Consider the following 12,935-nt stretch of genomic DNA (forward strand, 5'->3'; position numbering starts at 1 on the left):
TTGAGGTTTTTTAGTGATTAGAATAGAAACAGAAGGGACTTCATTTAAGAGAGACCTTAAGAGTTAGATAATTTCTTTCTAATTATCCTTCAAAGGACCAAAAAATCGTAATCCAGGAATATGCTTTTTTTGTTTCTTTGTTAATTTTTCTAAGTTTTTTATCGCTTCTTCAAATTCGAAACGGGTAATTTGCTTTGTGGCCAGTAATGAGGACAACAATGCATAAGCAATAGGTTTTGTATCTATCTCAATATTTACATATACATCTACATCTGAATTGCCGCTTTGGCCGATTTGTGCGTTGTTCGTATCAAGTTCAGCATTCCCGTTATTACGAAACTGATAGATATTGTTTTCCTTATCTATTTGTCTGCGATGGGGAGACATGAACAACTCTCCTTACATAAAAATGGGCGAGACATGGTTATACCGTGCTCGCCTTCGTTGTATTATTCTTGGTCTTGGTCATTATCTTGGTTGTTGTCTTGATCTTGTTCTGTGTCTGCATTTGCTCTGGAACGAGAGCGTACACGAGCATTTGAATCTGAATCTACGTCGATTTTCAAATCAATCTTCGCATTACCAGAGTCTTTTACCTTTGCAATATTAGTATTTTTATCAACATTCTTTAAATCATTGCGGTTATCAACATCAGTATCATTTCTTAAGTCATTATCAGATTCAAAATCTACATTAGCATCGGAGCGGCTATCACTGTCACCTGAACGTGAATTTGATTTATTTCTTTGATTATTATCACCATTTCTTCCACCTGGAAACCAAACATTACTCATTAAAATTCCTCCTTAACCTTATTTAATTTTATTTTATGCATAAATTAAAAAGTGTAATAGATTAATATAATAGGGAAAGAATGGATTTTTTAGATTTATTAGTATTCATAAAGTATATCCATGTATGTTGGAAACTTTTTTGTTTGAAATAGGAATAATTGAATGCTAGACGAATATACTATAAGTAGACGTTTTACTATAGTTAAATGCCAATTACAAAGAAATAGCGATTTTCATTATATATAGCAAAAAATGGGTGGTAAGTTTTATTTCCTTATTTTAGATAACTATTTAGAATAATATTTAGGACATTAATTAGAACAATAACTTAGAACCATTAACAAAAATCCTCAACAAACCTTCCTATTATCCAATTTTCTAAAACCAAAAAAAGCAGTAAAATGCCAGTCACAAGTAAAGTTTTTAGATAAACAGACAAAAAATCCTCGCTAACAGAAAAAATTATCTTTCCACAAGTTAACAATAACCAATAACAAATTAAATAAATTAAATCACATTGTAATAAAGCAAATAACAATAAATAAAAAACTAATAACAAATATTAAATTACAATTCACAGCCTTAAAAAAGGGCAAAAAAATAGAGTTTTTACAATATATGGTTTTTTTAGTAGTTGAATAGTTTAATGAAGGGGAATAAATGTTGGAATAAAAAGGATGCTGATAAATTAGTATTTTTGTGGGCAGCACAAGATCCACTCGCCTAATAGCCAGTGTTTGCCTGTGTCGTTATAGTGGTTTTAAAATTTTTTCGGTATGTATCGCAAAAAAGGAAGCTAAAGAATCTTTAGCAGTTGTTATGGATTTAATGCGTTCATCCTTTTCAATAGCTTTGTTTCCATATGTTATACATTGGTTTATTAGCTTGTTAATTTGCTCGTAAGACTGCTCCTTTAATGTTTGGATATGATTCTTCGCCGCTTCTGCATCACTCCAGCCACGTTTTTGCTTTATTTCCTGCTTTTTATCTTCATCTTTTGAAGATATCAGTACTTGTGAATCCTCTATAATTGATTTTGTACGGGCAATAACCCAGTTCTCAGACCAACTTTTTAGAACATCAAAGATATGATTTGCCTTTTCAAAGCGCTGTTTAATTGGTTTAATTTGATCTTCAATCCCAACATGCATAATATCTCTGCCGGTTTCTTTTTCTACAATTGTTTTATGTAAATAATGATTGTCTAGAAGGGATTTAATGCTCTCTGCCTGATGACCGTATTTACCCATCTCATTAATAAGCACATTGTATATAATCGTGCTGAAATAAGCTGAAGCCTGTTTTGGATCAGTCAAAAAATGAGTATTTGAAGGAAGTGCTGTTGCCAGCTGCTCAATTGCTGTATCGTAGATAAATCGAGCTAATGAAAGTATCTCATCTTTAGCATCAGTAATAACCCTCTGTTTAGCGATTATTTTTTCATTGCTAAATAGAGAGTTATATAAATATTTGCCTACACTTTCGATTTCCATGCAAAAACTGTCATTAAGGTAGCCATGATAGCCTGCTTGGAACATTTTTTTGCGCAAAAGCGTTCTTTCTGTGTAATTGCTGGCAAATTCATTTAAAGTTCCTTGTACAAATTCAAACGATACAGCAAGCTTTCGTGTGTAAATATTACCCACTAATTGAACTTTAACTGTATCGGCAATTTTAGAGTTGTTGATTTCACTAATCGCTTCGTAAAGACGGCCCTTTGTAAAGTAAGGATGACCATATGTATACTTAGAAGGCACAATATCATGATAATCGAACATCACGGATTCAGCTTTTTGCACAGACATGCGAAAAGCTGCCATCAAAAGCAATCTTTTAGAATTGATTGATAGATTCTGGAAGGACTCTTCATAAAAGAAGGAATATTTTTTACAATAACGATCAGTTTTGCTGTTAAATCCTAGATTCCTTGAAAGGCCGCGCTTAAATTTATATTTCACTCCTTCTGATGTTTCCACAGGAATATAAATATTGCCCCGTTTAAAGGAAGTGAATTTTTTAATAATCTGCTTTAAGTATTTCTTTTTTGTACCGGCTTTAGCTGCAATAACAGAAGCTGGTGCCTGGATTATTCCGTCCCAATCCGTATGAAGAAGGGAATATAGACAGACGTCAAATTCCTTTGATGAAACATTATGTAATAAATATTGATACGTTTCCTCGTATATCACTGGTTCTAACCTCCTTTCTGAAACGATAGAAAAAAATAAATCATTAAAAGACCGAAAATAGCCTAAGGCCTTTCGATTTTTGGTTTGCGCTTTTAGCCATAAAAAAAGTCTATAAACTAATATCTATATTTATCTATGTTTTATTATATACACCGAAAAAAAGGGGTGTAAATGGCACGAAAAAATGGTGAAAAAACGTGTAGAAGGCTATATTACAACAAATATTGCAGCACGAAGAAATGGTGAAAATTTATTGAGAAACGTATAATAGCAAGGTTTAGGGGAGGTTTTTTCTGTGTAAAAAAATTTTTGCACGAAAAAATGGTGAAAAGATTGCGCATTCTCTCCAATAAAGAGCAATAAAGTAAATTAGCACGAGAAATTTGTGAAAAAAAGTTGTAGACTACTATAGCGTTTGTCGAAATTTGTCGAAAAAAATCTTAAGAAGTCCACTATTATGCACGAAAAATAGGTGAAAATTTTATCCATTAAACAAGACTTAGAAAAAAGCACGATGAAATGATGAAAAAAACTTAAAAGCACGAAGAATTAGTGAAAAAAAGATGAGATTGATATAGAAAAAGAAGAACCAATAAGTACTTTCGTATTTAAACATTCCAGTAAAGAAAAAAGCACGATAAAACGGTGAAAAAAAACTCTGCTTTTTCCTATTTCTATGTAAAAACAACGAAAAGCACGAAGATTTGGTGCAAAAATATCGATTTATATAAAAAGCACGACAAAATGGTGAAAAAAAATTAAGGTTTCATTATATTACTTCAGTTAGCATTTGTGAATTGCCAATAAAAAGGGTGTTTAAAGGATGCAGTATTAAGCAATCTAAAGTAGAAACCGAGCTTATTGCCATCCTTAACGAGAGAATGTATATAAAAAGCACGAAGAAATGGTGAAAAAAATATAAGTTATATAAAAAGCACGATAAAATGGTGAAAAAATTTAATGGATTTAATTAATAGAAGCTTTTTGAAAAAAAAGCACGACAAAATGGTGAAAAAAAATTGCTGTTTTGTTTGAGAAAGCTCTTTGCCCAAAAAAGCACGAAGAAATGGTGAAAAAAATTAGGGATATTAGCTTTAAGAAAAAAAGCACGATAAAATGGTGAAAAAAATTGGGGCTATTTTTGTATCTGCTCCAAATTAAAAATGCTTTTTCATGATAAATGGTACTATTATAAAGCAAAAACACCCCAATTATTCACTAATTGGGGTGTTCATTATGTTTCAAGGAATAAAACTTTCTGATGTTTAGCGTCAATTAAATCCTCTGCTTCATGTTCGGTGATAGGCAGGAATTCAATGTGAAATACATCGTTAACACGGCGAAAGCTTCTTATTGTCACTTGGTTGTCCACAAGCTCATGCAGAGAGTTTTCAACTTTAGCTAAAGCGTCTTTTTTTCTCGTCGGTAATCTAAGCCGTCTAGTAAAAAACGCGAGGGGATAAGCAACTGATTTTTTCCCGTCGATCGAGTCATCAGAAAGGGAGCTCTTAGCAAATCGCTCTTTCTGTAATATGAAGACAATATTCTCTGAGATTTCCAGCTGGAAATTTTGGATTTTATCACTATAGATTTTCGTCACTTGATTATCTATATAGCGCTGATGCATAAATTCATTTATCTTTATCTCTGCTTTCGTTTCCGCTTCATCTAAATAAGTAATATGATCAAAGAGGTCAAAGATGTATTTTTTTCCATCATCTGCTTTAATATCGAAGCTTAGATGCTTTAGCTTTTCCAGTCTTTCTCTAATACGTTTATATTCTTTGACACCCCTAGAGGAGTACATATTTTTTACAATGTCTCCGATATCGACATATATTTTTTGTTTTTCCACAAATTCATAGTCTCGTTTGGAAAGAATAAAATTGAATATTTCATAATCCATCGGAGTTAATGCAATTGAATTTTTTTCTTCTGTTAAAGTTTTGCCGAGCAGTGTTCGGATGGACAGATTGCCATCTTCATATATTTCGGCTGTTACACTATTTTCGACTGCTGGATCTTCATGAAAGTCCATAAATTTTGTTCTGCTTGTTTTTCCTGGTAAAGGAAGCTCACTGAACAAGTCGTTAACCTCTTTGACAATTCGGTTAAAGTCACCGCCGAACTCTTCAATAACAAGGCTTGTTACAGTAATAATAGAATCAATTTTTAACGTGTTTTTTATTTGGTTTTTCGTTTTGTCTTTAATATATTTGTAATCTGATAAGAGCTTTGTATCATCATTGACCCATTTATCAACTTCACTTAAGCGGTCTGCAATCAAGTCTTTTATATCGGTGACATGATAGTTATTCACTAAGTCAATAAATCCTTTTTCAATACCTTCATGGATGAATTTAACTTCAGCCATCAATTCCTTAGGGTTCTTGCTTTTTTTATTAATGCTTTTAATAAGAGCAGAATACCAGTTTTTCTTCGTCCTTTTGAACTTATCTCGATAATAATGAGAACGTAGTTCTTTTAAGTTCCTTTGTCTGCCGGTTTCAGGCTCAATCAGTTCCTCGAAGAAGATGACTGCCAAAAATTCTCTAACATCATCGCCGATTTTGCTGTTATATAAATCCAAAAAGGATGTTCCCAACCGTTCAAGTGTTGCGTCTACTAGATAGTTTTTTGGTAAGGCCAATAATACCAACTCCTTTGTTGCTCCCATATCTATATTATAAACTGCTTTGTTTGCTCACCTCAATTTAATTTAAAGAGAAAGTCCGATTCTCATATGTGATGATTATGTAAAAAAGAAGAGCAAATAATTGTATGGAGGCAGCTGCCCTGCAAAAAAAGCAGGCCAGACATAGTCTAGCCCACTTTATTATACACACTAACTCCTGTCTCACTCAAGAGTAGATATTTTAAGACAATATTTAATTTATTTTTTCTCTTGAACCTCCAGTAACGTTAGGAATTATAATAAAAATATACTTTTTATGGGAGGTATGTAAATGACAGGGAAAGAACAATTTACGATTGGGGAATTTTCAGCTAAAACTGGCATATCAGTGCGCACCTTGCATTATTATGATGAAATAGGCTTATTAAAGCCAGAAAAGCATGCGATATCTGGTCATCGTATTTACAAAATACAGGATATTATAACCCTACAAAAAATAATAAGCTTAAAATTTTTAGGGTACAGTCTTGAGAAAGCAGCAAGTTTATTAGATGAATCCAGCTTTACGGTGAGCTTGAATGAAACTTTGCAGTTACATCTTCAAGCATTGGAAGAAGAAAAAGAAAAACTTGAATTGTCTATTAAAGCAATAAAAAGGATTGCTGCTCTGCTTAAACAAGAGGATGAGGTTGACAGCAGCTTATTATTTACTCTAATTCAAGCAATCCAAATAGAAAACCGCCAAAAAGAATGGATGGAAAAGAACCAGTTAGCTGAAATAGGCGAAAGCCTGTTTCAAAAATCAGAGAAAGAAACAGCAGACTTAGATAAAAGCTTTATCCAAATGGCAAAAGATTTAAAGGAACTTTATGGAAGACCTGTAGATGATCCTCAAGTGCAACAAATGGTTGCCGCTTATTTACAATCATCTTTTGCTTTTATTGGGGAGGATGTCATAGAAAAGCTAGCTGAAGTTGACCTTGAAAGCATCAATATTGATGAGTTGGAGGAGATGGCGCCTTCCCCTTTTACCGAAGCAGAAGAGAAGTGGCTGCACGAAGCGATAATATATAGTATGGCAGGTGGTAACAGTTAAAGAGGAATTCTCCTTAGCGAAAAACAGTGGGGTTTTAATCCCACTGTTTTTTAGGCTTGCACTTTATTCTTTACATCTAATCTAAAAGTATAAATTTGGCTGGCACCTACTAAGCGAAAACCTTGACCTTCTACATAATCAACCTTTAAATCCTCATTGATATGACTTATCGTCATCTTATCTAAATAAAGAACAACGCCATTATCCTCAAATTTTGTATCTTCGTCTTTCTCATGATCAATCGCAAGATCATAATTGTATGTGTAGCTGCAACCTCCGCTAAAAATGCTTGTTAATTTAAATGCTGCACCTTCTGGCTGGTCATACGCGCGCAATTTTGCTGCAGCATTATCTGTAATGGTAACCTTCATAGAAATCGCTCCTTCATAGAGAAACAAGTAATTGTATACAGTGTTAATTATAGTATGAAAGGATTGCTTAATAAAATATTCTGCCTTTAGCTGCTCTTTTTAATCTTCCCCATACAAAGATACTAAAACATGGAGATATAGGTGACCGGTAAAACTATGATATGCTTAACTCAATGTAATTTATGATGGAAAGGAATACAATATGAAAACAACAGTCACTGATTTATTAAATATTAAATATCCGATTATTCAAGGCGGTTTGGCATACTTAGGAAATGCAGAGCTTGCTGCAGCAGTATCAAATGCTGGCGGTCTTGGTCAAATAACGGCCATGACTTTATTTACGCCAGAGAGATTGCAGGAGGAAATTCAAAAGGTACGAAGCATGACGGATAAACCCTTTGGAGTCAATTTTGCAATTGGATCCTATAATGGAGCATATATGGAGCTTCTTGAGACAGCAATTAAGGAAAAAGTAGAGATTATTTCTATCACCGGAGGCAATCCACAGCCTATTTTAGACCGCATTAAAGGGGAAAATATTCAGTCGCTAGTACTAGTATCGACTGTCAGACAAGCAAAGAAAGCAGAGCAGCTTGGTGCCTCTGCTGTCATAGCAGTTGGTCAGGAAGGTGGAGGGCATATAGGCAAGGATAATATTGGCACAATGGTTCTCATACCGCGGGTTGCTGAATCTGTGTCTATTCCTGTCATCGCAAGCGGAGGAATAGGAGACGGTCGAGGATTCTTAGCTGCTTTAGCATTGGGAGCACAAGGAATTGAGATGGGTACGCGTTTTATTGCGACTGCAGAATGTGTTGATGCAGTGAAATCTTATAAGGATGCCCTTGTGGCAGGAACGGAAATGGATACCGTTGTTATAAAACGAACCTTTGGGACTCCTGGAAGGGTGCTGAAATCTGACTATACACAGAATATCATAGAAAGGGAAAAGCAAGGGGCTGCTTATGAAGAGTTAAAGGATACTATCAGCGGGAAAGCTAATTTGAAGTTTATATATGAGAGCGATCCAGTAAATGGATTTGCCTGGGCTGGCCAAGTAATCGGCTTGATTCATCATGTGCCGACAGTCAAGGAATTGATCCATACAATGGTGGAAGACGCAACAGCAGGAACAGAACGTTTGCAAAGTTTATTTAAGCAGTAAAGGAATCGTAGCAAAAGATAAGGAGATGCCGGTGTGGCATCCCTTCTTTACTTTAATTAAGCTGAAGTAGCACCTTGTCCACCATCTATTCGGTAATAAGTACCGGAAATAAAGGATGCTTCTTCAGAAGCCAGGAATGCCATTAAGTTAGCAATTTCTTCTGCTGTTGCATAGCGGTTCATTGGAACAGAAGCTTCAAATTGCTCTTTAGCATTCCCCTCATTGCCAGGCATTGCATTAGTTTCAATAGAGCGCATCATTTGGGTATCAACTCCAGAAGGAGCTACTGCATTTACGCGCACATTATATGGAGCACCCTCAAGCGCTGCTGTTTTTGTTAAGCCAATTACCCCGTGTTTAGACGCAACGTACAGACCCATACCTGGAGCTCCAAGAAGCCCGCCGTTTGAAGCTGTATTTACGATAGCTCCGCTTTTTTGTTCATTCATCACTTTTAGCACATATTTAAGGCCATAAAATACACCTTTTAAATTAACATTAATAACAGCATCGAAGTTCTCTGATGTTTGATCCACCAAGTTAGCAAACTTGCCATTGATACCAGCATTATTAATGAAAACATCAATTCGTCCGAAATGATCCTTCGTCGCTTCAACAAAGTTTTTCACATCTTCTTCAATCGCAACATTACCTTCTAAAAGCAGGATATCTTCGCTACTAATCTCTGCAGCTACATTTGCAAGGCTTTCTTTTTTTAGGTCAACTAATGCAAGTTTTGCTCCTTCAGCGGCAAACTTCTTAGCTGCAGCAATACCGATTCCGCCAGCAGCCCCTGTTATTAAAACTACTTTTTCAGAAAAATTCATCCCAATTCCCTCCTGTATTAAAAAAAGGTTATTTTTAATAACCTATATTTCATTATAAAGCTTTTCGGGTTACTAATCATTAATTTTGCCTGAAACATAAAAATATATTGCATTCAATTTATATATTTGATAATATCGTTTCAAAGCTAATGATTTTGAAAATTTATAAGAGAAGAGGTGGTTCGGTATATACTCATTTGATGATAAAGGGGAATTGCTACCTGAAGAAGTGGACACCATCAATCGAATCACTAAAATTCCGATTGAGTCTTTAAATCTTGATGCAATTGCTGTTGTTACTAATATTTACCGAGTTGCACAAGGATTAAAAAATAAGATGGAGCAGCAAGTTCTGTCTGAATATGGTCTTTCTTGGACAGCGTTTTCCATGCTTTATGATTTATGGGTATGGGAGTCCATTGAGACAAAGAAACTAGCTGAATCAAACGGCGTTTCGAAAGCCACAATCAGCAATATTACAAAAACATTGGAAAAAAAAGAGTATTGTTATAGGAAAAATGACATCAGAGATAGAAGAATTACTTATGTGGCAATCACAGACAAGGGAAAGCAAGTAATGGAGGAGCTTTATCCACGCTTTCATGTTGGTGAAGTAGACATTGTTGCACATATGTCAATAGAAGAGCAAAAAAACATGTCAAGTTTACTTCGTAACGTAATCCGTAAAAATAATTTTTAATATGGAAAAAGCAATGAAAGGAAACCTAGTAGTAGTTATCTCCCTGTTTTAAGAGAGTCGGTGGCTGGTGCGAATCGACACATAGATAACACGAATTACATTCCTGGAGCTGTCTTTGTGAAAGCAAAGAACGGGCGATCCGTTAATCGTTTAAGTGGAAGGACGAAGAAGTTCTTCAATAAGGGTGGTACCGCGTGCAAGAAACCACGTCCCTTTTTTGGGATGTGGTTTTTTTATATTTTCATTTAGGAGGAATCATGATGAAAAAGTTGATAGAGCAACTGACAGAAGGACAACGAAATGAAGTGAAGCGGCAAATGGCAATATACAGCCAAGGGGTGCAAGAGATAATCCCAACAGAAGAGCTGGAAAGTAAGATAGCAAGGTCAATCATGGAAAATAGACCGCTGAAAATAAAATTAGGATTGGACCCATCTGCTCCTGATGTACATTTAGGACATACAGTCGTCCTTAATAAAATGAGACAATTTCAGGAAAATGGTCATACCATCCAGCTAATTATTGGTGACTTTACTGGTAAGATCGGTGATCCTACAGGGAAGTCGATTGCTAGAAAACAACTGACTGATGAAGAGGTCAAGCATAATGCCAAAACATACTTTGAGCAATTTGCTAAGGTTATTGATATGGATAAGGTTGAATTGCATTACAACTCAGCATGGCTTTCTAAGCTGGACTTTGAAGATGTAATACAATTAGCAGGAAAAATTACGGTGGCAAGATTGCTGGAAAGAGATGATTTCGAAGAAAGAATGGCATTTAATAAACCTATCTCCTTGCATGAGTTCTTCTACCCGTTAATGCAAGGCTATGATTCTGTTATGTTGGAATGTGATATTGAGCTGGGCGGAACAGATCAGCATTTCAATATTTTAATGGGAAGGCATTTTCAAGAGAAGTTTGGGAAGGAAAAGCAAGTGGCGTTACTGATGCCATTATTAGAGGGGCTCGATGGTGTTGAAAAGATGTCCAAATCAAAGAAAAACTACATTGGCATTGACGAAAGCCCGACGGAAATGTACGGTAAAGCGATGTCCATCCCAGATGGATTAATGAGTAAATACTTTGAATTGATAACAGATTTCAAACCCGAAGAAATGAAAGAAATAAAAGGTCAGTTAGAGTCAGGCAGCCTTCACCCGAGAGATGCGAAAATGCTCCTAGCTAAAACAATTGTCAGGATGTACCATGGTGCTAACACAGCTGAAAAAGCAGAGCAGCACTTCATATCCGTCTTCCAGCAGGGCGCTATGCCGGAAGATATCCCAACTATTACATGGGATGGAGAATCTAAAGTTCCACTGATTGACCTGCTCGTGAAACTTCAATTATTAAGCTCTAAAAGCGAAGCACGAAGAATGATTGAAAATAGAGGAGTCAAGCTGAACAATATTAAGGCAGAAGATACAAAACTTGAAGTAACCGTCAGCGCTGGTTTAATCGTTCAAGTCGGCAAACGTAAATTTGTGAAAATAATTACTGGTGAGTAACAGAAAAAGGTGCGATTTCAAATCGCGCCTTTTAATATTTTTCCATATGTAACAATTAATGGTTTCTGTAAGTCTAATGTAATAGAAAGAAATGGAGGGCTTATTATGAGAAAGATATGGTTTTTGTTATTAGTATTCGTAATTGTCTCACTAACAGGGTGTCAAAAAGAAACGGATGGATTAGCTATTCAATGGGATAATAGTGACTTAACCATTACAGTTTCGGAGCTTGCTGATAGCAAAAACTTACTTCTTATCAAGGACCAAGATTCCTTGCAAGACTTTCAAGCTATCTTTTCTCACGCCATTAAAAAGGACGGCATTGTTAATTTAACATCAGCAGAATACCGCATTAATATAAAAGCAAATGATCAAACTGCAAATGTTTATGTTTGGGTTGGTGAAAAAGGGCAACAAAGCACATTAATGAAGGAAGGAGACTCCCATACGATTTATATTGTCTCAGAAAAATGGACAAACTTATTGTCCCAGCTAATAATGTTTTAAATGAGACTAAAGGGGGAAAACATAGAAAATACCTTTGACTTACGGTATATTTAAATGTATTCTATATATGAATATATGTTCATATAAACAATATTAAAATAAAATGCTTATGTAAAAACAATTTAGCGGCATAATGTAGCTTAAGGGGGAATGAAAAATGGGACATAACCATAGTCATGGACACGCTCACAATTCGAATAAAAAAGTGTTGTTAATATCTTTTATCATTATTACGAGTTACATGATTATTGAAGCAGTCGGCGGCTTTCTTACAAACAGTCTTGCCTTGTTATCAGATGCTGGACATATGTTAAGTGATTCAGTTTCATTAGTAATTGCGCTTCTTGCTTTTCAATTAGGAGAGAAAACAGCAAGCTACAGCAACACATATGGGTTTAGGCGGTTTGAAATAATTGCGGCCATGATAAATGGTGCTACCTTGATGCTTATTTCCCTTTATATTATATACGAGGCTATCATTCGTTTTGCTAATCCACCGGAAGTTGCAACAACTGGAATGCTCCTTATCAGCATTATTGGATTGCTGGTCAATCTGGTCGTAGCTTGGATCATGTTTCGCGGCGGAGATACCGAACATAACTTAAATATGAGAGGAGCTTTCCTGCATGTGATAAGTGACATGCTGGGCAGTGTCGGGGCGATAATAGCAGCCATTTTAATGATGGTGTTTGGATGGGGCTGGGCTGATCCCCTTGCAAGTGTCATCGTAGCAGTCTTGATTCTAAGAAGCGGTTACTTTGTGTTGAAGGATGCCCTTCATGTATTAATGGAGGGGACACCAAAGTCGGTAAATGTTGAGGAACTTATTAAAGATATAGAAAAAACAGAAGGTATTCAAGGCATTCATGACTTGCATATATGGTCGATTACCAGTGAAATGCATGCGTTGTCCTGTCATGCTGTTGTAGACAGTCAGCTTACGGTAGCGGAAAGTGAAGCGATTTTACGCAATATTGAACATGAACTGGAACATAAGGGGATTTCTCATGTGACAATCCAATTAGAAACTGCGTCTCACCGTCATGATAATGCTATCCTTTGTCAGGCTAAAAATAAGCCGCTTCATGTTCATCACCATCATTGAGTTATGCTAAAAAGCAGTAAAACTCACCATTT

General features: G+C 35.5%; 12 protein-coding genes and 1 other annotated feature. Of the genes, 6 read left to right on the forward strand and 6 right to left on the reverse strand.

Translation table 11 applies throughout. The annotated features are described in order from the left end of the window. Positions 1 to 78: 78 nt before the first annotated feature. The 4 genes from L8T27_RS23860 to L8T27_RS23875 form a co-directional block, all read right to left on the reverse strand. Positions 79 to 387 carry a hypothetical protein gene (locus L8T27_RS23860; protein WP_233316974.1) on the reverse strand — a complete coding sequence of 103 codons (309 nt, stop codon included), beginning with the start codon at positions 385 to 387 and terminating at the stop codon, positions 79 to 81. 62 nt (positions 388 to 449) lie between these two features. Next, positions 450 to 794 carry a hypothetical protein gene (locus tag L8T27_RS23865; RefSeq protein ID WP_237943371.1) on the reverse strand — a complete coding sequence of 115 codons (345 nt, stop codon included), beginning with the start codon at positions 792 to 794 and terminating at the stop codon, positions 450 to 452. Positions 795 to 1,543: 749 nt separating this feature from the next. Continuing rightward, positions 1,544 to 2,983: a hypothetical protein gene (locus L8T27_RS23870; RefSeq protein WP_233316976.1), complete on the reverse strand. Its 1,440-nt coding sequence runs from the start codon at positions 2,981 to 2,983 to the stop codon at positions 1,544 to 1,546. A 1,234-nt stretch (positions 2,984 to 4,217) separates the two neighbouring features. Further along, on the reverse strand, positions 4,218 to 5,633 hold the full coding sequence (locus L8T27_RS23875) for a hypothetical protein (protein WP_233316977.1): 1,416 nt from the start codon (positions 5,631 to 5,633) through the stop codon (positions 4,218 to 4,220). 316 nt (positions 5,634 to 5,949) lie between these two features. On the opposite strand from L8T27_RS23875, the gene L8T27_RS23880 reads away from it, so the two are divergent. Continuing rightward, positions 5,950 to 6,714, forward strand: coding sequence for a MerR family transcriptional regulator (locus L8T27_RS23880; RefSeq protein WP_237943373.1), 765 nt, complete (start codon positions 5,950 to 5,952; stop codon positions 6,712 to 6,714). A 50-nt stretch (positions 6,715 to 6,764) separates the two neighbouring features. Here the strand turns inward: L8T27_RS23880 and L8T27_RS23885 are convergent, their stop codons facing one another. Then, the gene (locus tag L8T27_RS23885; protein WP_233316979.1) at positions 6,765 to 7,085 is read right to left on the reverse strand and encodes a HesB/IscA family protein; all 321 of its coding nucleotides are present in this window, start codon (positions 7,083 to 7,085) and stop codon (positions 6,765 to 6,767) included. 202 nt (positions 7,086 to 7,287) lie between these two features. Between L8T27_RS23885 and L8T27_RS23890 the strand changes: the two genes are divergently transcribed. Further along, positions 7,288 to 8,253, forward strand: a complete 966-nt coding sequence (locus L8T27_RS23890) for an NAD(P)H-dependent flavin oxidoreductase (protein WP_237943375.1) — start codon at positions 7,288 to 7,290, stop codon at positions 8,251 to 8,253. A 56-nt stretch (positions 8,254 to 8,309) separates the two neighbouring features. Here the strand turns inward: L8T27_RS23890 and L8T27_RS23895 are convergent, their stop codons facing one another. Then, the gene (locus L8T27_RS23895; protein ID WP_237943377.1) at positions 8,310 to 9,080 is read right to left on the reverse strand and encodes an SDR family NAD(P)-dependent oxidoreductase; all 771 of its coding nucleotides are present in this window, start codon (positions 9,078 to 9,080) and stop codon (positions 8,310 to 8,312) included. A 214-nt stretch (positions 9,081 to 9,294) separates the two neighbouring features. On the opposite strand from L8T27_RS23895, the gene L8T27_RS23900 reads away from it, so the two are divergent. The 4 genes from L8T27_RS23900 (at position 9,295) to L8T27_RS23915 (ending at position 12,903) form a co-directional block, all read left to right on the forward strand. Next, positions 9,295 to 9,780: a MarR family transcriptional regulator gene (locus tag L8T27_RS23900; RefSeq protein ID WP_245400084.1), complete on the forward strand. Its 486-nt coding sequence runs from the start codon at positions 9,295 to 9,297 to the stop codon at positions 9,778 to 9,780. Between the two features lie 4 nt (positions 9,781 to 9,784). Then, positions 9,785 to 9,997: a binding site (T-box leader), on the forward strand. Between the two features lie 43 nt (positions 9,998 to 10,040). After that, the gene (gene tyrS, locus L8T27_RS23905; RefSeq protein WP_233317078.1) at positions 10,041 to 11,291 is read left to right on the forward strand and encodes a tyrosine--tRNA ligase; all 1,251 of its coding nucleotides are present in this window, start codon (positions 10,041 to 10,043) and stop codon (positions 11,289 to 11,291) included. A gap of 105 nt (positions 11,292 to 11,396) precedes the next feature. After that, positions 11,397 to 11,798 (forward strand): YhfM domain-containing protein, encoded by a 402-nt coding sequence (locus tag L8T27_RS23910; RefSeq protein ID WP_233316982.1) that lies wholly within the window; start codon positions 11,397 to 11,399, stop codon positions 11,796 to 11,798. A 157-nt stretch (positions 11,799 to 11,955) separates the two neighbouring features. Beyond that, entirely contained in the window at positions 11,956 to 12,903 is a 948-nt protein-coding gene (locus tag L8T27_RS23915) for a cation diffusion facilitator family transporter (RefSeq protein WP_233316983.1), read from the forward strand. Positions 12,904 to 12,935 lie beyond the last annotated feature (32 nt).

Source organism: Niallia sp. Man26, from assembly GCF_022049065.2.
In the GTDB taxonomy this organism is placed as follows: Bacteria; Bacillota; Bacilli; order Bacillales; family Cytobacillaceae; genus Niallia.

What these genes read in the sequence shown, in the direction of transcription:
- L8T27_RS23865 (WP_237943371.1), bottom strand. Translation starts at nt 794, where the DNA reads ATGAGTAATGTTTGGTTTCCAGGTGGAAGAAATGGTGATAATAATCAA.
- L8T27_RS23910 (WP_233316982.1), top strand. Translation starts at nt 11,397, where the DNA reads ATGAGAAAGATATGGTTTTTGTTATTAGTATTCGTAATTGTCTCACTA.
- L8T27_RS23860 (WP_233316974.1), bottom strand. Translation starts at nt 387, where the DNA reads ATGTCTCCCCATCGCAGACAAATAGATAAGGAAAACAATATCTATCAG.
- L8T27_RS23915 (WP_233316983.1), top strand. Translation starts at nt 11,956, where the DNA reads ATGGGACATAACCATAGTCATGGACACGCTCACAATTCGAATAAAAAA.
- L8T27_RS23890 (WP_237943375.1), top strand. Translation starts at nt 7,288, where the DNA reads ATGAAAACAACAGTCACTGATTTATTAAATATTAAATATCCGATTATT.
- tyrS (WP_233317078.1), top strand. Translation starts at nt 10,041, where the DNA reads ATGAAAAAGTTGATAGAGCAACTGACAGAAGGACAACGAAATGAAGTG.
- L8T27_RS23880 (WP_237943373.1), top strand. Translation starts at nt 5,950, where the DNA reads ATGACAGGGAAAGAACAATTTACGATTGGGGAATTTTCAGCTAAAACT.
- L8T27_RS23885 (WP_233316979.1), bottom strand. Translation starts at nt 7,085, where the DNA reads ATGAAGGTTACCATTACAGATAATGCTGCAGCAAAATTGCGCGCGTAT.
- L8T27_RS23895 (WP_237943377.1), bottom strand. Translation starts at nt 9,080, where the DNA reads ATGAATTTTTCTGAAAAAGTAGTTTTAATAACAGGGGCTGCTGGCGGA.